General features: G+C 69.2%; 24 protein-coding genes and 1 tRNA gene. 14 read left to right on the forward strand and 11 right to left on the reverse strand.

Features of this window, described 5'->3' with window-relative positions:
* The first annotated feature begins 61 nt into the window (after positions 1-61).
* Positions 62-409, forward strand: coding sequence for a DUF5789 family protein (locus tag ACQUS8_RS07755; RefSeq protein WP_435099168.1), 348 nt, complete (start codon positions 62-64; stop codon positions 407-409).
* A 45-nt stretch (positions 410-454) separates the two neighbouring features.
* Here the strand turns inward: ACQUS8_RS07755 and ACQUS8_RS07760 are convergent, their stop codons facing one another.
* Positions 455-1,504 (reverse strand): YhjD/YihY/BrkB family envelope integrity protein, encoded by a 1,050-nt coding sequence (locus ACQUS8_RS07760; protein WP_435099170.1) that lies wholly within the window; start codon positions 1,502-1,504, stop codon positions 455-457.
* A gap of 85 nt (positions 1,505-1,589) precedes the next feature.
* Between ACQUS8_RS07760 and ACQUS8_RS07765 the strand changes: the two genes are divergently transcribed.
* A complete protein-coding gene (locus tag ACQUS8_RS07765) occupies positions 1,590-2,234 on the forward strand; it encodes a class I SAM-dependent methyltransferase (RefSeq protein ID WP_435099172.1) in 645 nt (214 codons plus the stop codon).
* Positions 2,235-2,270: 36 nt separating this feature from the next.
* Positions 2,271-2,546 (forward strand): amphi-Trp domain-containing protein, encoded by a 276-nt coding sequence (locus ACQUS8_RS07770; RefSeq protein WP_435099174.1) that lies wholly within the window; start codon positions 2,271-2,273, stop codon positions 2,544-2,546.
* 226 nt (positions 2,547-2,772) lie between these two features.
* Here the strand turns inward: ACQUS8_RS07770 and ACQUS8_RS07775 are convergent.
* Positions 2,773-2,845 (reverse strand) — tRNA-Gln (locus ACQUS8_RS07775).
* Between the two features lie 171 nt (positions 2,846-3,016).
* Between ACQUS8_RS07775 and ACQUS8_RS07780 the strand changes: the two genes are divergently transcribed.
* The 3 genes from ACQUS8_RS07780 to ACQUS8_RS07790 all read left to right on the forward strand — a co-directional run bounded on the left by ACQUS8_RS07780 (position 3,017) and on the right by ACQUS8_RS07790 (position 4,788).
* The gene (locus ACQUS8_RS07780; protein WP_435099176.1) at positions 3,017-3,598 is read left to right on the forward strand and encodes an IMP cyclohydrolase; all 582 of its coding nucleotides are present in this window, start codon (positions 3,017-3,019) and stop codon (positions 3,596-3,598) included.
* 86 nt (positions 3,599-3,684) lie between these two features.
* On the forward strand, positions 3,685-4,344 hold the full coding sequence (locus ACQUS8_RS07785) for a metallophosphoesterase family protein (protein ID WP_435099178.1): 660 nt from the start codon (positions 3,685-3,687) through the stop codon (positions 4,342-4,344).
* Between the two features lie 219 nt (positions 4,345-4,563).
* Complete coding sequence (locus tag ACQUS8_RS07790; RefSeq protein ID WP_435099180.1) at positions 4,564-4,788, forward strand: hypothetical protein; 225 nt, start codon at positions 4,564-4,566, stop codon at positions 4,786-4,788.
* A gap of 6 nt (positions 4,789-4,794) precedes the next feature.
* Here the strand turns inward: ACQUS8_RS07790 and ACQUS8_RS07795 are convergent, their stop codons facing one another.
* Entirely contained in the window at positions 4,795-5,430 is a 636-nt protein-coding gene (locus ACQUS8_RS07795; RefSeq protein ID WP_435099182.1) for a rubrerythrin family protein, read from the reverse strand.
* A 178-nt stretch (positions 5,431-5,608) separates the two neighbouring features.
* Entirely contained in the window at positions 5,609-6,475 is an 867-nt protein-coding gene (locus ACQUS8_RS07800) for a sulfurtransferase (RefSeq protein WP_435099184.1), read from the reverse strand.
* 253 nt (positions 6,476-6,728) lie between these two features.
* Here ACQUS8_RS07800 and ACQUS8_RS07805 point away from each other — a divergent pair, with 253 nt between their 5' ends.
* Positions 6,729-7,508 carry a sulfurtransferase gene (locus ACQUS8_RS07805; protein ID WP_435099186.1) on the forward strand — a complete coding sequence of 260 codons (780 nt, stop codon included), beginning with the start codon at positions 6,729-6,731 and terminating at the stop codon, positions 7,506-7,508.
* Here ACQUS8_RS07805 and ACQUS8_RS07810 read toward each other — a convergent pair.
* Positions 7,505-8,497, reverse strand: a complete 993-nt coding sequence (locus ACQUS8_RS07810) for an AI-2E family transporter (RefSeq protein ID WP_435099188.1) — start codon at positions 8,495-8,497, stop codon at positions 7,505-7,507. The genes ACQUS8_RS07805 and ACQUS8_RS07810 overlap by 4 nt on opposite strands.
* Before the next feature lie 108 nt (positions 8,498-8,605).
* Between ACQUS8_RS07810 and ACQUS8_RS07815 the strand changes: the two genes are divergently transcribed.
* From ACQUS8_RS07815 to ACQUS8_RS07830, 4 genes are read left to right on the forward strand one after another with little or no spacing between them, the layout of a single operon-like run.
* Positions 8,606-9,721, forward strand: a complete 1,116-nt coding sequence (locus ACQUS8_RS07815) for a thiamine ABC transporter substrate-binding protein (protein ID WP_435099190.1) — start codon at positions 8,606-8,608, stop codon at positions 9,719-9,721.
* Positions 9,694-11,496 (forward strand): ABC transporter permease, encoded by a 1,803-nt coding sequence (locus tag ACQUS8_RS07820; RefSeq protein ID WP_435099192.1) that lies wholly within the window; start codon positions 9,694-9,696, stop codon positions 11,494-11,496. Before ACQUS8_RS07815 ends, ACQUS8_RS07820 begins: the two co-directional genes overlap by 28 nt.
* A complete protein-coding gene (locus ACQUS8_RS07825) occupies positions 11,484-12,524 on the forward strand; it encodes an ABC transporter ATP-binding protein (RefSeq protein WP_435099194.1) in 1,041 nt (346 codons plus the stop codon). The genes ACQUS8_RS07820 and ACQUS8_RS07825 overlap by 13 nt, the downstream gene beginning before the upstream one ends.
* A gap of 42 nt (positions 12,525-12,566) precedes the next feature.
* Positions 12,567-13,394 carry an SDR family NAD(P)-dependent oxidoreductase gene (locus tag ACQUS8_RS07830; protein ID WP_435099196.1) on the forward strand — a complete coding sequence of 276 codons (828 nt, stop codon included), beginning with the start codon at positions 12,567-12,569 and terminating at the stop codon, positions 13,392-13,394.
* On the opposite strand, the gene ACQUS8_RS07835 is transcribed toward ACQUS8_RS07830, so the two are convergent.
* A complete protein-coding gene (locus tag ACQUS8_RS07835) occupies positions 13,395-14,075 on the reverse strand; it encodes a class I SAM-dependent methyltransferase (RefSeq protein ID WP_435099198.1) in 681 nt (226 codons plus the stop codon).
* Between the two features lie 127 nt (positions 14,076-14,202).
* Between ACQUS8_RS07835 and ACQUS8_RS07840 the strand changes: the two genes are divergently transcribed.
* From ACQUS8_RS07840 to ACQUS8_RS07850, 3 genes are all read left to right on the forward strand, one after another.
* Positions 14,203-15,492, forward strand: coding sequence for a cytosine deaminase (locus ACQUS8_RS07840; RefSeq protein ID WP_435099200.1), 1,290 nt, complete (start codon positions 14,203-14,205; stop codon positions 15,490-15,492).
* Between the two features lie 68 nt (positions 15,493-15,560).
* Positions 15,561-15,998, forward strand: coding sequence for a DUF2391 family protein (locus ACQUS8_RS07845; protein WP_435099202.1), 438 nt, complete (start codon positions 15,561-15,563; stop codon positions 15,996-15,998).
* A gap of 88 nt (positions 15,999-16,086) precedes the next feature.
* Positions 16,087-16,665 carry a DUF7090 family protein gene (locus ACQUS8_RS07850; RefSeq protein WP_435099204.1) on the forward strand — a complete coding sequence of 193 codons (579 nt, stop codon included), beginning with the start codon at positions 16,087-16,089 and terminating at the stop codon, positions 16,663-16,665.
* Between the two features lie 3 nt (positions 16,666-16,668).
* Here ACQUS8_RS07850 and ACQUS8_RS07855 read toward each other — a convergent pair whose 3' ends face one another.
* The 5 genes from ACQUS8_RS07855 to ACQUS8_RS07875 all read right to left on the reverse strand — a co-directional run bounded on the left by ACQUS8_RS07855 (position 16,669) and on the right by ACQUS8_RS07875 (position 20,146).
* Positions 16,669-17,439 carry a DUF7089 family protein gene (locus ACQUS8_RS07855; protein ID WP_435099206.1) on the reverse strand — a complete coding sequence of 257 codons (771 nt, stop codon included), beginning with the start codon at positions 17,437-17,439 and terminating at the stop codon, positions 16,669-16,671.
* On the reverse strand, positions 17,439-17,525 hold the full coding sequence (locus ACQUS8_RS07860; RefSeq protein WP_435099262.1) for a hypothetical protein: 87 nt from the start codon (positions 17,523-17,525) through the stop codon (positions 17,439-17,441). The genes ACQUS8_RS07855 and ACQUS8_RS07860 overlap by 1 nt, the downstream gene beginning before the upstream one ends.
* 51 nt (positions 17,526-17,576) lie before the next feature.
* Positions 17,577-18,566 carry a bile acid:sodium symporter family protein gene (locus tag ACQUS8_RS07865; protein ID WP_435099208.1) on the reverse strand — a complete coding sequence of 330 codons (990 nt, stop codon included), beginning with the start codon at positions 18,564-18,566 and terminating at the stop codon, positions 17,577-17,579.
* Between the two features lie 168 nt (positions 18,567-18,734).
* Positions 18,735-19,763 (reverse strand): OapC/ArvC family zinc-ribbon domain-containing protein, encoded by a 1,029-nt coding sequence (locus tag ACQUS8_RS07870; protein WP_435099210.1) that lies wholly within the window; start codon positions 19,761-19,763, stop codon positions 18,735-18,737.
* Entirely contained in the window at positions 19,763-20,146 is a 384-nt protein-coding gene (locus ACQUS8_RS07875) for a DUF2073 domain-containing protein (protein WP_435099212.1), read from the reverse strand. Before ACQUS8_RS07875 ends, ACQUS8_RS07870 begins: the two co-directional genes overlap by 1 nt.
* Positions 20,147-20,150: the final 4 nt, after the last annotated feature.

The raw sequence follows: 20,150 nt of genomic DNA on the forward strand, positions 1-20,150 counted from the left end.
GGGGACCGCGAAGACGCGAGTAGCCACTACGTTCTTCCGGGCGGCGTCGGTACGTCCCGATATGGCAGACCCGAGCGACACCGCGTCCGAGCGCAAGCACGAGCGGGCCGAGCACGTCGAGAACATCATCGACGAGACCGTCCAGGGCCTGGAGTACCCGACGAACGCCAGCGAACTGAAGGCGGCGTACAGCGACCGAGTGAACGAGCTACCGAACGAGACGGAGACGCTCGGCGACGTCTTCGACCGCCTCGCACCCGAGGAGTACGACACGCCGCAGGACGTCCGCGAGGCCGTCCTCGGCGAGCTCACGGGGAAGGCGGGCGAGGAGCACGGCGACGAGAACGAGTACAACCCGGAGCGCGAACTCGACGTGATGGACGAGGAGGAGCGCGAGGAATCCCCGTAGTTCCACCCGAAACGGCGCCCGCGTGCGACCGACGGGCGTCTGACGCTACTCCTCCGTCTCGTCGGGCACCCACCGGAGTTCGATGCGGACCGCACCCGAAACGAGCGGGAGCGACGTCGACTCGACGGAGACGTCCGCGGCGTCCGGGGGCGGGAGGTCGACCTCCTCGCCGTCCACCGTAATCGTCACTGCGTCCGCGGCCGGGAGGCGCTCGCGGAGGCCACGAACGTCCTCGGCGAGCGTTTCGCGGTCGGTGGACGTCGTCGTCACCTCATCGGAGCGCGCGGGGACGCCGCCGAGGAGCGGCGGGACGTCGACGTCCGCGCTCCGGTTGGACGCGACGGCGTTGACGGCGGCGCCGACGAGGACGACGAACCCGCTGAAGTAGAGCCACGTGAGGAAGACGAGGACGCTCGCGAGCACGCTGGAGGGACTGCGGTAGGCGACGTAGACGCGGAAGAGCGACTCGAAGACGGTGAGGCCGCCGGCGGCGAAGAGGACGCCCGGGAGGACTTCGAGGGGCGTCATGTCGTCCTGGTCGGGGAAGACGTAGTACATCGGATAGAAGGCGACGGCGAGGCCGACGACGAGGACGAAGCGGTGGCCGACCCACGCGAGCGTGCCCGCCACGGAGGCGGAGACGACGTGTTCGAGTACGCCGGCGAAGACGACGGCGAGCGCGACGGAGACGAGGACGACGACGCCGTCGCGGAGCTGGTCGAGGAAGGTGTTCTCCGCGGACGACTCGTAGATGTCGCTGAACGCGGTGTCGAGGCCGCGGAAGATACGTAGCGTCCCCCAGAGGAGGACGACCAGCCCGAGGACGGAGACGCTCGTCGACGTCTGTTCGAGTTGCCTGACGACGGCGTCGCCCGCACCCGTCGTGAGCGCGGCCCGGGTCATCGAGAGGAGCGCGGCCTCCAGGCTAGCGTCGCCGACGGCGGAAACGACAGCGAACGCGAGGAGGAGGAAGGGGAGCAGGGAGACGAAGGCGTGGTAGGCGACGCTCCCCGCGAGGAACGTGACGCGCTCGGCGCGCACCTCGTGGACGACGGCCCAGAGGAGCGTGCGCGCGTACGACAGTCGCGAAGCCATCGTGCGAGGAGACGACGGCGGCGTGGAAAAACTGGGTGGCCGACCCCACCACGTATTACCCGGCGGCGCGCGTCACCCCGACGCGATGTCCACACAGGCCGCCCGAACGCTCGCCTTCTACGACCGGTGGGCGCGCTGCTACGACGTGCTCGCGCGGAACGCGCCCGGCGTCTCGCGGGTGCGTGACGCCGCCGCCGACGCGCTCGCCCTCGACGCGGGCGACACCGCCGTCGAGATGGGCTGTGGGTCGGGCGCGAACCTCGCGCGCCTCCGCGAGCGCGTCGGCTCGACCGGCCGCGTCGTCGGCGTCGACGCCGTCCCAGGGATGCTCGCGCGCGCTCGCCGAACCGGCGTGGACGCGGCGCTCGTCCGTGCGGACGCCACGAACCCGCCGGTCGCGGCGCCCGTGGATGCCGTGCTCGCGTCGTTCGTCGTCGGCGTGCTCGACGACCCGGCGCGCGCCGTCGAAGCGTGGTGTGACCTGCTCGAGTCGGGCGGCCGGCTCGTCCTCCTCGAGGCGACGACGAGCACCGCGCCGGTGGGACGCCTCGCGAACCCGCTCTTCCGGGCGTTCGTCCGCACGGGCGCTCCGGGAACGCCCGCGGGTGCGGCGGACGCGCTCGATTCCGCCGTCGCTGACGCGCACGCCGCCGCGCGCGAGCGTGCCACGAACTGCCGGGAGACGCGGCTGTTCGGCGGGTTCTGCTCGGTCTTCGTCGCCGAGGTGTGAGGACGACTTATCCACGGGGCGCCCGTAGAGATAGGTATGCCCGAAGAGACGATATTCGCGGCCGAGAGCGAGCGGAGCCGCAGCGACGTCGCGGCGCTCCTCCGACAGGTGGCCGACAATCTCGACGCCGGTGAGGACGTCACTCTCAGCGCCGGCGGGGAGTCCGTGACGCTCTCCCCACCCGAGCGCGTGACGTTCGAGACGAAAGTCGAGGAGGAGACGGGGGCCGGCCCCGCCGAGACGAGCGTCGAGTTCGAACTCGAGTGGGAGGAAGGGAGTGGGACGTCTGACGGCGAACTCCGCGTCGAGTAACGCGACGGCCGCTCGCGCGACCGCCGTGAGCACTCGAGGAACGGCGTCGTTGGCGACCATCTCTCAGCCCGAGGTCACGGACTGTCCATTCTCAGAGGGGTTTCTCGAGCGGACACTCCCAACCCTGACGGACGTGAGAGAGGGAACAGAGGACGGCGGTGACGACGGGAAGCCCAAAAACGGACACTACGGGCGCTCTCGGCAGAAGCGTCGAGAGGAAATGTAGTAGTTCCACCAGGATTCGAACCTGGGTCGTTGCCCCCAGAAGGCAACAGGATTGGCCACTACCCCATGGAACTACGCGCGTCGTCGCTGCGCACCAGAGCGTAAACGGTGGCCGAATATGAGTCTTGCGGACTCCGACGATACGCCCGCGGTCGTCCCCGTCGCGACGAGGCCGGCGAGCCGATGCGCCCCATCCGTGCATACATCGCCACCTATATACCCGCGATAAACACACGAACGTGTGTATGTACGTCGGTCGTTTCGTCGTGGTGGGCCCCGGTCTCGGGGCGTACCGCGTCTCCTCTCGGTCGTTCCCGAATCGCCACGTCACCGCGCGCGACGACGCGCTCACGGTCGGTCCGACGCCGGACGCCCCGGAGACGGACAACCCCTACATCGCGTACAACTGCGTGCGTGAGGCGGGCGACGGCCTCGCGGTCGTCGGGAACGGCTCGCACGTCGACCCGATCGCGGAGAAACTCGATTTGGGCTATCCGCCGCGGGACGCGCTGGTGTCGGCGCTGTTCGCGCTCGACTACGAGAAGGACGACTACGACACCCCACGCATCGCGGGCGTCGTCGCCGAGGACGAGGCCTACATCGGGACGGTACGCGCGGACGCCCTACTGGTCGAGCGCGTGACGGAGCCGACACTCGTCGCGACCTACGAGAAGGACGACCCCGAGCCGTACACCCTCGACGCCACGGACGCGATGGCAGCGGCGCGCGAGGTGTACGAGGCGGACTTCGAGCACGCGGTCTGTGCGGCGGCCGCCGAGGTGGCGGACGGCGAGGTCGAGCCCGCGCTCTACAACGGTCCGGAGTAGGGCGAGTGTCGAAGCGGCAGTCGAGCGTCTGACGGTGGGCGAACGAGCGCCGCCAGCGTTTTTGAGGCGCCGGGTATACGGGACGTATGCGCGTCGGCCTTATCTCCGACGTCCACGCCAACCGGGTGGCACTGGAGGCAGTGCTAGACGACATGCCGGCCGTGGACGCATTGCTCTGTGCCGGTGACGTGGTCGGCTACAACCCGTGGCCGGCGGAGTGCGTCGGACTCCTCCGCGAGCGGGACGTCCCGACGGTAATGGGGAACCACGACCGGATGGTGGCGACGGGGCGAAACTTCGGGGGGAACGGGATGGCGAAGGCGGGTATCGAGCACGCGAAGCGGCGCCTCGGCCCGGACGAGCGCGCGTGGGTGGAGTCACTCCCGCGCGAGCGCGTCGTCCTCGACGGCCGGGTGAAGGTCGTCCACGACCACCCGAGACAGAAGGACCACTACACCTATCCGCGGGAGTTCTCGCCGTCGCTCCTCGAAGCGGAGGACGTCCTCGTCCTCGGGCACACGCACGTGCAGGGCCACGAGGTCTACGACGAGGGTGTCGTCGTGAACCCGGGCAGTGTCGGCCAGCCGCGCGACGGGGACGCGCGCGCGGCCTACGCGCTTCTCGACCTGGACGAGCTGTCGGTGACGGAGCGCCGCGTCGAGTACGACGTCGACGCGGTGGTCGCGGCCATCGAGTCGGCGAGCCTGCCGGAGCCGACGGGGAGTCGACTCCGCGACGGCCGCTAGCCCCTCAGCGCTCGGAACGACCCGGAAATATTTCTCGGTGAGCGGAGAAAATCCGCCGCCGGTGCCGGCCGCGACGCCCTGGTCACCTTGCACGTCCGCGATGTTGTGGTCACCTTGCGTCGTCGGCGTCGCGGCCGTAGCACGGCGATGCTCGAACGCGCGGTCGAGCGCGGGGCGTCGAGGCCCACGTTTTTGTCACTGAGCCGAATTGTCGTGGGTATGTCCACGGGCTACGCTGTCGGCGTCGCCGTCGCACTCGTCGTGAGCGGCGTCCTCGGGTTCCTCCTGCTCGGACCGCTCGGCGCGGTGTTGCTGGGAGTCGTCGGCGTCGTGGTGTTCGCCGTGACGGTGGGCGAGATAGGGGAGACGGACCCACCGGATGACCCGACGCTCCGTCCCGGGGAGCGCGACGCGGAGAGCGAGGCGGAGCAGACGGAGCGGTAGGCTCGCTCAGCAGACGGGCTTCGGGTTGACGCCCATCGACTCGAGTTGCTCGGTGTACTCCTCGTAGGCGGCCTGGATGGCGCCGTCGGCGGCTTCCTTCGCGCGCTCCCAGTCGTCCTCGTCCTCGCAGACGGTCTCGAGGAGGTCGCGCGCGGCCTCGAGTTGCCCCTCGAGGTCGCCCTTCAACTCGCGGAAGGTGGAGGCGGTCATCGGGTCGGCCTGCCCGGTGAAGAAGCCCGTATACTGCTCCTTGGACTTCTCGGTGGCGACGATGCGGCCGACGAAGCCGCCGGCGCGCTCGACGGTGTCGTCGAGGTCGCGGAGGTAGGACTGGATGGCGGAGAGGTCCTCGCTCGGGTCGTGTTCCTCGTCGAGTTTCGAGAGGACGGTCTCGTAGTGCTCGCGTTCCTCCTCGGCGGCGTCGGCGAACGTCTCGCCAGCGGGTGTGTCGGTTCCCTCGCCGGCGGCCCACTGCGCGAACGTCTCGGCGGCGGCGTGTTCGGCGTCCGCGGCGGCGTGCAGGACCTCCTCGGGCTCGAGGTCGCCACCGGTGGCGGCGTAGAGGGATTTCGAGGAGCCGAGGCGGCTGAGCGCGGTGTCGTTGTCGTCGCGGACTGCGTCCACGAACTCGTCGGGCGTCATGTCCGCGACTTGCACGCGGGAGGCCTAATACCCACCGTCACCGGCGACGGGGCGCGTACGGGCGTCGTGAGGACGGATGACGGAGCGGTCGCTACGCGGCGTGAAAGAACGAAGGAAGGTGTAAGCGCTACTCGCGCCGCAAGCGGCGCTCGTTTTTCGAGACTCCGCCGGAGTCTCGTTACTCGCCGCTGCCGGTCTCGATGGGGGCGTCGACGAGGTTACCCCACTCGGTCCACGAGCCGTCGTAGTTGGTGACGTCCTCGTAGCCGAGGAGTTCGCTGAGGGCGAACCAGGCGATGGAGGAGCGCTCGCCGATGCGGCAGTAGGTGACGACCTCCTGGTCGTCAGTGACGCCTTCGTCCTCGTAGAGCTCCTGGAGCTCCTCCTTGGACTTGAAGCGGCCGTCCTCCTGGACGGTCGCGGCCCACGAGACGTTCTGCGCGCCGGGGACGTGACCGCCGCGCTGCGCGGTCTCCTGCAGTCCGGGCGGGGCGAGGATTTCGCCGCTGAACTCCTCGGGGGAGCGGACGTCGACGAGCGGAATGCCGCGGTCGATGGCGTTCTCGACGTCGTCGCGGTAGGCGCGGATGGACTCGAAGGGGCCACGCGCCGTGTAGTTCACGGAGTCGAACTCGGGGACTTCGTCCGTGGTCGGGTAGCCCTCGTCGAGCCAGTAGTCACGGCCGCCGTCGAGGAGGTAGACCTCCTTGTGGCCGAAGTACTTGAACTGCCAGTAGGTGTAGGCGGCGAACCAGTTGGAGTTGTCGCCGTAGAGAACAACCGTGGAGTCCTCGCTGATGCCGTGCTCGCCGAGCAGCGTCGCGAAGTCCTCCTTGGAGAGAATGTCGCGCTGGGTCTGGTCCTGAAGCTGGGTCTCCCAGTTGAAGCCGATCGCGCCGGGCGCGTGCTCCTCCTCGTACGCTTCGGTGTCGACGTCGACCTCTACGAGTCGATATTCGGGGTCGTCGGATTCAAACTCGTCGAGGTGGTCTTCGACCCACCCTGCGCTGACGAGAACGTCGTTGGCGTAGTCGTCGTCTACCATACGCGTGGCTTCCCACCCCAGCCATATGATTCTTCTCCAGTTCGCAGGTTCCCCCGGTCGTTCCACCTCACGGCGTGTCTTGCCTCTATTCGGCGTGGTGCGGCGACGACGGTGTCGTGACCGTCACTGGTACAGGAGTATGTTGCCACTTTCTGGGATGTTGAGAGTATGACAACATCGGGCATGGAACGGGTCCGGAGCCGGACTGACGCGACCCGAAGCGGTATCCACGCGGGCGCTATAGAGGCGAGCGATGGACGAGGACGTCATCGTCTCCGCAGACTGGCTCGATGCGCATAGAGAGGACCCGGACGTCGTCGTCGTGGACGTTCGGGACGCCTGGGAGTACGACGGCATCGGCCACATCCCGGGCGCGGTGAACATCCCCTTCGACACCTTCCGCGGCGGCGGCGAGGAGGGCATGCTCCCGCCCGAGGACGAGTGGGCGACGTTGCTCGCCGAGCACGGCGTCTCGAACGACACGACGCTCGTCGCCTACGACGACACGCACGGCGTCTTCGCCGCGCGCTTCCTCGTCACCGCGCTGCTCTACGGCCACGAGGACCTCCACCTCCTCGACGGCGACTACTCGGCATGGATGCAGGGCCACGAGACGAGCACCGACTCCCCGGACGTCGAGGCCGGCGAGTACACCGTCGAGCGCCCCGACGACTCCCCACTCGTCACCATCGAGGAAGTCGAGGCGGCGCTGGACGACGAGGACGCGGTCATCGTGGACACGCGCGAACCCGAGGAGTACGCCGAGGGCCACATCCCGGGCGCGGTGAACCTCGACTGGAAGGAAGTCGTCGACGAGGAGACGCGCGGCCTCAAGCCCCGCGAGGAGGTGCAGGAACTCTTCGCGTCGAAGGGCGTAACGCCCGAGAAGCACGTCGTCCTCTACTGTAACACCGCGCGCCGCATCAGCCACACCTTCGTCGTGCTCCGGTGGCTGGGCTACGAGGACGTCGCGTTCTACGAGGGGAGCCTCACCGAGTGGAAGGCCGAGGGTCGGCCGCTCGAGGAGGCCTAGGCGCGGGTCTTCCGTTCTTCTTCTGCGAGCAGGGTGATGGCCTCGACGAGCAGCGCGACGACGAGCGGCCCGGCGATGATGCCGATGACGCCGACGGTGAGGAGCCCACCGGTGAAGCCGATGAAGTAGAGGCTGCCGGGGAGGCGGGCGGTGCGCCGGGAGAGGCGCGGGCGAACGAGCGGGTCGGGGAGCCACGCGACGAGGAACCCGGCGACGACGAGGACGAGGACAGCCGCAGGGACGTTTCCGACGCTGAGCTGGTAGAGCGCGAGCGCGCCGACGACGACGCTCGGGCCGACGATGGGGAGGAACTGGAGGACGCCGCAGAGGAGGGCGATCGTGACGGGGTAGGGATACCCGAGTATCCAGAAGACGGGGGCGGCGACGACGAACGTCGCGAGCGCGGTGGCGGCCTGCAGGACGTAGATGGCGTAGAGGGTGTCGCGGGCACGCTCGGCGAGCGCTTGGACGATGTCGTGATAGCGGAGGGGGACGGCGGCGAGCACGGCGGCTTCGGCCTCCTCGTGGGCGATGAGGAGCGCGAAGACGAGGATGGCGAAGAGCGTGAACTTCACGCCGAGGACTGGGAGCGCGCTGACGGCGGTGACGGCGAGGGTGCGCAGCGTCCCGGTGAGCGCCGTGGTGAGCGTGGAGACGTCGACGGTGTAGGAGAACGTCCCGAGCTGGAGGACGAAGCGCGACGGGAGGGACTGGACGAAGGCGAGGACGCCGCTGGAGCGGATATAGAGGAGGTAAGTGAAGGCGGCGATGGGGACGAGCACGCCGAGCGCGGCGGCGCTGGTGGTGGCGGCGGCCGCCCACCACGCGGGGACATCGCGCTCGCGGACGCGCCGATAGGCAGGGACGAGGAGGTAGGCGACAGTGGTGGCGAAGACCACAGTGCCGAGGACGTCAGAGAGGAGGAGCGCGGCGAGCGCCGCGAGGGCGGCGAACAGGGCGAGGAGGACAGTACGACGGGTGTACGGCACGGCCGCTGCTTCTCCGGGCGGGAGTAAAAAGGAGGTGGGTGGGTCAGGGGGCCGGCGAGTCGGGTCGAACCGACAGCTACGTGTATCACCGAGTGTGACCACCACGTAATGAAGCGGCGTGACTACCTGCGGGCGGCGGGCGTGGCGGGCGCGCTCGGCCTCGCGGGCTGTACGGGCAACGAGGGGACGACCACGACCGAGTCGACGACCACGACGGCGGGCACGACCGGCACGACGTCGGCATCGCGGACGCTCACCGTCGCGACCTATCCCTCGTACGTCGACGGGTCGGACTCGCCGGGCGCGTGGCTCAAAGAGCAGTTCGAGGCCGCCCACGACGGCGTCACCGTCGAGTGGTCGACGCCGACCTCCGGCTCCTCGAACATCAACGAGTACATCCAGCGCGCCCAGCGCGGCGCGACCATCGACGCGGACGTCTACGTCGGCCTGAACACGGACGAACTCGTCCGCGTCGACCAGGAGCTCGACCAGCAGTTGTTCGCGAAAGTCCGCAGCGAACTCTCGCACGCCGGCGACGTGAAGGAGGGGCTGACCGTCGACCCGAAGGGCCGCGCACTCCCCTTCGACACCGGCTACATCACGCCCGTCGTGGACGCGACGACGCTCGAGAAGGTCCCTCAGTCGTTCGACGACCTACTGCAGAGCCGCTATAAGGGCGACCTCCTCACCGAGAACGCCCAGAGTTCCGATACGGGAAAGGCGTTCCTCCTCCACACGATCCACCAGAAGGGCGCGGACGGCTACCTCGACTACTGGCGGAGCCTCCTCGACAACGACGTCCGCGTGCTCGACAGCTGGGACGCCGCCTACAGCGCCTACACGAAGGGCGAGGCGCCGATGGTCGTCTCCTACTCCACCGCGCAGGTGTACGCCGCGAACCAGGGCGAGGACCTCGACAAGTATCGGGTGGTGTTCCTGAACGGCGAAGGCTACGCGAACCCCGAGAGCACCGCCGTCTTCGCCGGGAGCGAGGAGCGCGACCTCGCGACGGCGTTCGTCGACTTCATGCTCTCCTCGAAGGCGCAGGACACCATCCCGCAGCTGAACTACCAGTCGCCCGCGACCACGACGGGGTCGCTCTCCGGGAACTTCGCGAAGTACAACAAGGAGCCCGAGAACCCCGTGACCTTCACGTACGACGAACTCGCAGGCAACGTCACAGGGTGGGTCGAGGAGTGGGCTCGTCTGGTCGCACAACACTGACCGTCACGGAGCGCCTCTACGGCGTCGCCGACCGCGTCGGCGCGCGCGGAGCGTTCCTCGCGACGCTCGCCGTCCTCGCCGTGGTGTTCTACTACCCGGTCGGGACGGTGTTGCTCACGGCGTTCACCGAGGAGGGCGCGTTCTCGCTCGCGCCGCTCTGGGCGACGCTCACCGACCCGTTCTACTTCGGCGTGCTCGCGGGCGCGCTCGCCGACCCGACGAGCGTTCCGGGCGCGCTCTACCGCTGGGTGCGGGCGGGCTTCCCAGCCGTCAAGACCGGCCTGTTCGGTTTCACGGCCTACCTCGCCGTCCTCGGCACCGCAAGCGCCGTCGTCGTCGGCCTCCCCGGGGCGTACGTGCTCGCGCGCTACGAGTTCAGAGGGAGAGAAACGATTCGCTCGCTCACCGTCGTCCCGTTCGTCCTCCCCGCCATCATGGTCGCCGTCGGCTTCACCACGATGTTCGGGACGCACGGCACCCTCAACGACGTCCTCGGCGTGGTCGGCCTCCATATCGACGTGGCGTTCAGCGTGCCGCTCGTCGTCGCCGCGCTCACCTTCTACAACGCGCCACTCGTCACGCGCTTCGTCGTCGCCGCCGCCGACACCGTGGACGCGCGCGCCGTCGAGACAGCCCGCACCCTCGGCGCGCCGCGCTGGCGGGCGTTCCTCGACGTCGTCGCCCCCCAGTTGCTCCCCTCCTTCCTCGCGTCCGTCCTGCTCGTCTTCGTCTTCGACTTCATGGCGTTCCCCATCGTCCTCGCGCTCGGCGGGTTGCGCCTCGCGACCGTCGAAGTCTGGATTTACTCGCTCGCATCCAACCTCGACCTCGCGGAGGCGGCGTCGCTCGCCGTCCTCGAGGCCGCGGTCACGCTCGGCGTCACCTACCTCTACCTGCGCTACGAGCGCCGCGGCGGGTCCGGCACCGCTGTCGCCACCGTCGAGCGCGTCCCCCTGCTCGGCCCGCCGAGCCTCGGACGCCTGCTCGCCGCCGCCTACGCGCTCGTCGCCGTCGTCCTCTACGTCGGGCCGCTCGCGAGCATGGTCACCGAGAGCCTCACCCGCGCCGGGTCGTTCTCGACGGCGAACTACGCCTTCCTCGTCGCCCAACAGCTCGGAACAGGCGGCGCACGACCCACGGTGGCCGTCCAGAACAGCCTCGTCTTCGCCGTCGGGGCCGTCGTGCTCGCCGTCCCGATGGGCGTCAGCATCGCCGTCGTCACCAACCGTGAGGGGCGCTGGGCGCGCGTCGCCGGCGCGCTCCTGATGGCGCCACTCGCCGTCAGCGGCGTCGTCACCGGCATCGGCCTCCTGCAGGGCCTCGTCTTCGGCGTCGACATTTTCGGCCACCACATCGCCGTCACGGGGCCGGTCGCCATCGTCGCCGCGCACGCTGTCGGCGGCTATCCATTCGTCGTGCGGAACGTCGCGCCCCTTCTCGCGCGCGTCGACCGCGACCTCGTCGCGGCCGCCCGGACGCTCGGGGCCGGCCCCGCACGGGCATTTCGGGACGTGACGCTCCCGCTCGTCGCGCCGGGCGTCGTCGCCGGCGCAGCGTTTGCGTTCGCCATCAGCGTCGGCGAGTTCAACGCGACTATCGTGCTCGCGCGCGACAGCGCCTCCTACACGATGCCGGTCGCCCTCGAACGATACCTCTCGAACCCCTCCGTCGGCCCGTATCTCGGCCCCGCCGCCGCGATGGGGACCGTCTTACTCTGTGTCACCGCGGCGAGTTTCGTCGTCGTCGAACGCCTCGGCGGGCGGTGGGAGCCGTGACCGTCACTCTCCACCTCGATGGTGTCACGAAGGACTACGGCGACGCGACGGCGCTGCGCGGCATCGACCTCGACGTCGAGGACGGCGAGTTCTTCACGCTCGTCGGGCCCTCGGGCTGCGGGAAGACGACGACGCTGCGCTGTATCGCCGGCCTCGAAGCCCCGGATTCGGGGACGATTCGCTTCGGTGAGCGGGACGTCTCGGGGCTCCCCCCGGAGGACCGGGACGTCGGCGTCGTCTTCCAGCACTACGCGCTCTTCCCGACGATGACCGTCCGGGAAAACGTCGCCTACGGCCTCCAGTTCGACCCGCCCGCCGGGAGCGTCGACGAGCGCGTCGACGAACTGCTCGCCCTCGTGGACCTCTCAGGGATGGGCGAGCGGATGCCGGATGAACTCTCGGGCGGCCAGCGCCAGCGGGTCGCGCTCGCCCGCGCGCTCGCTCCCGAGCCGGACGTCCTCCTCCTCGACGAACCGCTCTCCGCGCTCGACGCCCGCCTCCGCGAGCAGTTGCGACTGGAGGTGAAGCGCGTCCAACGCGAACTCGGCATCACCACCGTCTACGTGACCCACGACCAGTCGGAGGCGCTCGCGGTGAGCGACCGACTCGCCGTGATACACGACGGACGTGTCGAGCAGGTCGGCGACCCCGAATCCGTCTACGAATCGCCCGCGACGCGTTTCGTCGCGGAGTTCCTCGGGGAGAATAACTGCCTCGACGGCCGTGCGAGTCGGGGGGTTGGAGGGGAAACAGGGGGGTCCGTGGTGACGGTCGGCGAGCGAGAGTTCGAGGTCGCCGGCGACCACGCGGGCCCGGTGACGCTCTGCGTGCGGCCGGAATCGCTGGACGCGGACGCCTCGCACAATCAGTTCGCCGCGCGCGTCACCGACGTCGAGTTCCTCGGCGACGCCTACAGGGTGCACTTCGACTGGAACGGCCGGCCGATTCTCGCGCGCCTCGACGAGCCGCTGTCGGGGTCGGTGACGCTCGGCTTCGCTCCCGACGACGCCACCGTCCTCGAGCGCTAATCGGGCCGAAGCCCTATGTCGGCTCCGCGAGGAGTCTACCACATGCAGGGACTCTCCGGGAAGACGGCGCTCGTCACGGGCGCCGGGTCGGGAATCGGACGCGCGTCCGCCGAACGCCTCGCCGCCGAGGGCGCGAACGTCGTCGTCGCGGACATTACCGTGGACGCGGGCCGCGAGACGGTCGACCGAATCGAGGCCGCTGGGGGTGAGGCGACGTTCGTCGAGGTGGACGTCTCGGACACCGATTCGGTCGAGCGGATGGTGGACGTCGCCGTCGAGACGTACGGCGACCTCGACCTCGCGCACAACAACGCCGGCATCCTCACGGACTTCGTGGAGGTGACGGACGTCACCGAGGCCGACTGGGAGCGCATCATGCAGGTCAACCTGAAGGGCGTCTGGGCGTGCATGAAGGCCGAACTCCCCGTGCTGGAGGACGGCGGCGGCGCCATCGTCAACACCGCCTCGGAAGCCGGCCTCGTCGGGATGGGTGGCCTGTCGAGCTACTCGGCGAGCAAGCACGGCGTCGTCGGCCTCACGAAGTCCGCGGCGCTCGAATACGCGAACCGGGGCGTCCGCATCAACGCCATCGCGCCGGGGCCGACGAAGACGAACATCCAGTCGAGCATCACGGGCAGTCTCACCACAGGGTCGTTCCTCGAGCGCGCGAAGGCGGCGCTTCGACTAGTACGACTCGCCGTCCGGACGATGCGCGCGGACTTCGACACCTCGGCGATGCGCGACGTCCCGATGGACCGCATCGCCGACCCCGAGGAGATGGCGGGCGCGGTCGCGTTCCTCTGCTCGTCGGACGCCTCCTACATCACCGGCCACACCCTCCCCGTCGACGGCGGGCAGGCCGCCGACTGATTATTCGGGCGCGACGCCGACCGTCAGGAGCGTACCCCAGCGGCGATAGCGGTCGACCATCGCCTCGCGCGACGCGAAGCCCTCGTAGGGGAACTCCGAGGCGTCGGGAATCTCGACGTCGCGGTCCGCGACGTTGTCCTGCTCGGCGACGAAGAGGCCGGCCTCGCGGAAGGCCTCACGGTACTCCGCTTTCGACCAGCGCGTCATCTCCACCGAGATGTTCGCCTGCCAGTCGTGGGAGTGGACGTTCTCCTCGTAGTAGTTCACCGCGCAGTAGAAGGTGCCGCCGGGCCGGAGGACGCGCCGGACCTCCTCGAGCGTCTCGATTGGGTCGGCGGCGTAGTAGAAGGCTTCCATCGAGAAGACGTGGTCGAGACTGTCGTCCGCGAACGGGAGGTCGCCGAAGTCGCCGACGACGTAGCCGATTGCGGGGTCGTCGGTGTACGACCGGGCGTTGCGCGTCATCTCGGGGGAGCCGTCGAGGCCGTAGCCCCGCCCGATGCCGCGCTCGCGGAGCGCGCGGAGGGCGTAGCCCGACCCCGTACCGAGGTCAAGGACGCGGTCGTCCGCCTCGACCGGCATTCGCGCGAGGACGTGCTTCGCGGTGTGCCAGTGGCGCTCCTCCATGCCCTTGTCGCGGCCCGAGGCCGCCCAGTCGTCGAACTCCTCGCGTACGCTCATACCGGCGTGGAGAACTGGCGGCGGGAAAACGGATTCGGCTTCGCGCTCCTCGCGCGTGAGCGACGCGGCCGGCGCGACGGGTCGAACGGACGGCACGCTTTTGCGACGCACGCGCGACGCACGAGCCATGAGTCAGGACTACCTCGTGACGGACGCCACGACGCTCGACGGCGAACGTGTGGACGTCGAGATCCGCGACGGCACCGTCGAGGCCGTCCGGGAAGCGGGCGACGCCGACCCCGATGCGTTCGAGGAGTGCGACACCTTCGGCGCCGACGGGCGGCTCGTCACGCCGCCGCTCATCGAGCCGCACATCCACCTCGATGCGACGCTGACTGCGGGCGACCCGCAGTGGAACGAGTCCGGGACGCTCGCGGAGGGCATCGACGTCTGGGCCGACCGCAAGCAGGCCCTCACGAAGGAGGACGTCAAGGCGCGCGCGACCGAGACCATCGAGTGGCTGGTCAGCCACGGTATTACGCGGGTGCGGACGCACGCCGACACCACCGAGGCGTCGCTCGTCGGCGTCGAGGCCCTCCTCGAACTCCGCGAGGAACTCGACGTCGTCGACCTCCAGGTCGTCGCGTTCCCACAGGACGGGGTCTTCACCGCGCCCGAGCACGAGGACCTCCTCCGCGAGGCCGTCGAGATGGGCGTCGACGTTATCGGCGGCATCCCGCACAACGAGCACACCCGCGAGGACGGCGTGAAGGGTGTCACGACGGCGGTCGACCTCGCCGAGCGCCACGGCCGCCCGCTCGACCTCCACATCGACGAGACGGACGACCCCGGCTCGCGCTTCACCGAAGTGCTCGCGAGCGAGGCCCTGAAACGGGATATCGGTGAACGGACGACCGCGAGTCACACCACCGCGATGCACTCCTACCCGAACGCCTACGCGGGGAAGGTGGTGAGCCTGCTCGCGGAGAGCGGCGTCAGCGTCGTCACGAACCCGCCGGACAACTCCGTGCTGCAGGGGCGCTACGACGACTACCCGCGCCGGCGCGGCCACACTCGCATCGACCAACTGCGCGAGGCGGGCGTGACAGTCGGTATCGGCCACGATTCGGTCGTGGACCCGTGGTACCACTACGGCGTCGGCGACCAGCTCGACGCCGCGTTCGTCCTCCTGCACTACGCACACATGAGCGGCCGCGACGACGTCGGCGCGCTCTGGGAGATGCTCACCGAGGCGAACGCCGACGTCGTCGGGGTCGGCGACGAGTACGGCCTCGAGGAGGACACCGAGGGATCGCTCGTCGTCTACGACGCGCGCTCGCCGTTCGACGCCCTCCGGAAGCGCGCGCCCCGCCTCCGCGTCGTCAAAGGCGGGCAGGAGGTCGCGCGCACCGACCCCGCGACGCACACCGTCACGCGCGGTGGCGACGTGCGCGACGTCTCCTACGACCGGCCGTAGGACGTGACTAGTTCCGTGCCAGCGACCGGAGCGAGTGGGTTTATTCCGCGGGGGACCGACGAGCGAGTATGGTCGGACGCAAGAAACGCTACGCGCTCGCCGACACCGCCCAACAGGTCGTCGGCGGGTTCCTGCTCGCCGGGCCGTTCGTCGTCACCGAGGAGGTGTGGGCACTCGCCACCCAAATGGCGTGGTACCACGTGCTCATGACGGTCGGCATCGTCGCCGGCATCGGCTACGGCGCGCTCTACGAGGCGGACGACGGACGCGACCCCGAGAAGGAAGCCGACGTCGCCGGAGTCCCGGTGCGTTTCGTCTCGCTGATGCTCGTCGCCTACGGCGCCGTCCTCCTCCTCGCGCTCTCCTTCCGTGCGCCCCGGACGTTCGCCGCGAACCTCGAACTGCAGGTCGACACAATCGGCCTCGCCGTCTTCACACTCAAAGCGACGAGCGTCGGTGCCGTCTTCAGCGTCGTCGGCGCGGCGACCGCGGACAGCGTCTTCTGACGCCGACGTCCTCGACGGCGTCGCCCCGTCAACTATGTCACTCGCCAACATCACGTACCACTAAGTCAGTGCCCGACACCCACCGTGTATGGACTACCGGCTCGCCGTCGACGGGGCACCGGAGACGATTCCGGGTGGTACCGCCGTCCTCCTCCTGCATCCGAGCATCGGGGAGACAGACCGCATCGACACCGACTTCCTCAAGGCCGACACCGACGCCTTCCTCGTTATCTCGACCCGCACCACCGCACGCGAGGTGATGCAGAAACTCGACCACTACGATGTCGATGAGACGCGCGCACAAATCCTCGACACGCTCTCCGTCGACCGCGGGTACTCGCGCCGCAGCGGCGACAACATCCGCTACGTCTCCTCGCCCGACGACGTCAACGGCATCTGCACCGTCACCGAGGAGTTCCTCGCCGACCACGAGGGGAAACGCCGCGTCAGCTTCGACTCCATCACCGAACTCGCCTACTACGCCGACGACGGCCGCGCCGTCGACGCGCTCGAACGCATGTCGCGCCTGCTCAAAGCCTACGACGCCGTCGGCCTCTTCCACGTCTCCACGGAGGTCCACGACGCCGAGACCATCGAGCGCTTCGAGGAGTGCTGCGACGGCGTCCTCAGCCTCCACGAGGACGGCAGCGTCGACGCCGACTTCTGAGAACTAGTCGAAGAGCTTCTCCGCCCACGTGACGGCGTACGCCGCGCCGTGCTCGCGGTAGGCGAGCGTGTCGAGCGCGTCGAACGGCGCCGGGACGTCGAGGCCGTGCTTGATGCCGCCTGCCGCCAACTCGGCGGCGTCCGCGAACTCCGTCTTGCCGCGCGCGACGGCGCGCCCGAGCCCGTCGAGACGCGGCTGGAGGCGCTCGCCCGCGTCCGCCCACGCTTCGGCAAGCATCGCGTACTCGCCGGCCCACGTCTCGAAGACGTCGCGGGTGTGCAGGGCGACGTAGGCGTCGTAGCACGCGAGCGCGAGCTGGTAGGTCGTCGTCGGGTCCGTTGGCGTCGCCGCCGCGAACTCGCGATACGACTCCCCGAAGAATCCGAGGAACTGCTCGGGGAGGGCGAGACCCGCCTCGACGAGCGCCTCCGCGACGAGGAAGGAGACGAAGTCCTCGGGCGAGCCCTCGACGCGCGGCTTCACGAGGACGACCGGCGGCGTCGTCTGCGTCGTCCACGTGACGCTGCCGTCACCGGGCGCGCCGACGATAACGTCGTCGCCGACGAGGCGGTCGAGGATTTCGGGGTGGTCGTCGGGGAGCCACGCCGAACGATAGCCGCGCGGCTCGACATCGTCGACTACCATCATCAGGTCCGTGAGCGCCGAGGTGGGGAGCACCTCGAAGTCGCGCTCGGTGTCGTAGACGAGCGCGCCCGGTGCATGCTCGTCGCGGACCGCTGCAACGTCCGGGTGGAGGTCTCGTTGCTCGAACATCACCCCATCGAGCTCACGATGAGCGCGAGGGAGGCGATAGCCGACAGGCCGACGGTCGTGAGGACGATTTTCGTAGCCGTGCTCATACACGCCGGTCTGCGCCGAATACACTTAAAATCGGGCAGTTCGCGCTCGCGTCAGTCCGCGCTCTCGGGCGCCGGGGGTTCGCCGCCGGGCGTCGCGTCGCCCTGCGCGGAGAAGTAGGACGCGAGCGCCGGCCCCGTGACGTTGTGCCAGACGCTGAAGAGCGCGGGTGCGAGCGCCGCGAGCGGGCTGAAGTGCGCCGTCGCGAGCGCCACCGCGAGCCCCGAGTTCTGCAGGCCGACCTCGAACGTCACCGCGCGCACGCGGTCCTCGCTCATCTCCGTCGCGCGCCCGACGAGGTTGCCCGCCGTCAGGCCGATCCCGTTGTGGAGGACGACGGCCGCGACGGCCCCGACTGCCGCACCGAGGATGGTGCCCTTGTTCGCGGCGACGACGGCCGCGACGATGGCGACGATGGCCGCTACCGATACCGTCGGGAACACCGTCAGGCCGACCTCGGCGAGCCGCGGCGCGTACCGGTCGAGCAGGTAACGCAGCGCGAACCCGGCGAGCACCGGCACGAAGACGACTTTCACGATGTCCGTGAACAGCGACATGAAGGTCACGTCGATGGTCGCGCCCGCGAGTGTCACCACCCACGCCGGCATCAGAATCGGCGCCGTCAGCGTCGTCACCGTCGTTATCGAGACGGAGAGCGCGACGTCGCCCTTCCCGAGGTAGGTCATCACGTTCGACGCCGTCCCGCCGGGCGCCGCGCCGACGAGCACCACGCCGAGCGCGAGCTCCGGCGGCAGGCCGAGCACGAGCGTTAGCGCGTACGCCGCGACGGGCATCACGAGCCACTGCGTCAGCGCGCCGATGGCGACGTCGCGTGGCCGCTCGACGATGCGCCGGAAGTCCTCCGGCAGGAGCGTCAGCCCCATCCCGAGCATGATGAGGCCGAGCAGCGGCGTGATGTAGGGGAGGACGGGCGTGAAGACGCTCGGCGCGTAGAGCGCGAGCGCCGCCGCCGCGAGTACCCAGACGACGAAGAACTTGTTCGCGTACGACGCGAGCGTCTCGAGCGTGTCGAGCGCGCTCACGCGAGACACCTCCGGCGTCGAGAGTCGGTGGACCGGACGGCGTCTCCGGTGTTAGTCACACGCGCATGCGAGGGAATGGAGAGAGACATCGCTCTCCCTTGTGAGGTGGCGTACAAAAGGATGCGACTGCGGACAGGAATTGCCCCAGTCCGAACCGCCGTCGGGCAGTTATTCGTCGCGGGTAGTCGGGCCCGCGAACGTCTCCGGGACCTCGATGACGTAGCGGCCGTTCTCCTGTAAGGCGATGATATACTCCTCGCGGTCGTAGAGCTCCATCAGGTTCAGCTCGTACTGGCCGGGCGCGAGCACCTTGATGGACTCGAACTGGTCGTTCAGTTCCTCTCGGAGCGCCTCCATGTCCGGTTCCTCGGCGTCCTCGTCCGGCTCCTTGACGACCCGGCCGTCGCTCGGCGGTTCCTTCGGCAGGTCGTCGGAGGTAACCATCTCGGTGCGCGCGGACGCCTGCGCGGCGTCCTCTGCGTCGTCGGACACAGCGGCTGCGTCCGCGCCAGCCACGTCCGCGTCGGCCGCCTCGACATCGGCCGCCGTGTCAGCCTCGACAGTCGATGCGTCCGCGTCGGCCGCCTCGACATCGGCCGCCGTGTCAGCCTCGACAGTCGATGCGTCCGCGTCGGCCGCCTCGACATCGGCCGCCGTGTCAGCCTCGACAGTCGATGCGTCCGCGTCGGCCGCCTCGACATCGGCCGCCGTGTCAGCCTCGACAGTCGATGCGTCCGCGTCGGCGTCCGCGCTCACGGGTTCGGCAGCCGCGTCGGGCGACGCCCGTCCATCGCCGCTCGGCGAGTCGGCCTCGGGGGTGGCGTCGGGCGACGACTCGGTATCGGTACGTTCCGGGTCCGAGGCCGCCCCCTCCGTTTCGGCTGCACTCGACGCCGCACCGCCGGACTCCGCAGGGTTCGCGTCTGCGCCCGCGGAGGACTCCTCCGTTTCGGGTGCGCCGACGTCGGGACCGTCGCTCACGAAGTCCCGGACCGTCGCCGCCGCCTTCCCAACGGCCGACGAGACGCCGCCCGTGTCCGGGCGCTCCGGTGCCTCGTCACCGCCGACATCGGCGTCGTCGGGAATCTCGCCGGGGTGGAACTGGAACTTGTTCCCGCCACACTCCGGACAGCCCGAGAGCATCTCCTTCGACCCGTCCGCGAACGTGTGGCCGCAGTTCGTGCACTGGTGGGGCATTACTGCCTCTTGAGGAGCGCGCTGATGAGCGTCTCGTCCTTGTGGAGGGACTGAATCTGGTTCGCCGGCCCAATGACCGTGAGCTTCGCCGGATCCTCCTCCTTGCCCATGATGCGGCCGAGGAGGCCGGACTCCTGCGTCTCGCTACGCGGGAAGGACTCGATCTCGATACCCGTGAATCCGTCCGGGTTGATCTCGGTCATCGTGACCTCGATGAGCTTCGACTCCTCATCGGGCGTCAAGCCCTTCTCCAAGACGACGATGTCGCCGTCGTGGACGGAGTCGAGAATCATCCGAATCTTCTCCATGCTCGTCTTCCCCTCCATGCGCTCTGCGCTGATGAGGTCGAGTTGCACGCCGTCGTCCGTGTCCTGTCGTGCCATCTCT

The sequence above is a fragment of the Halarchaeum sp. P4 genome, from assembly GCF_051195175.1.
In the GTDB taxonomy this organism is placed as follows: Archaea; Halobacteriota; Halobacteria; order Halobacteriales; family Halobacteriaceae; genus Halarchaeum.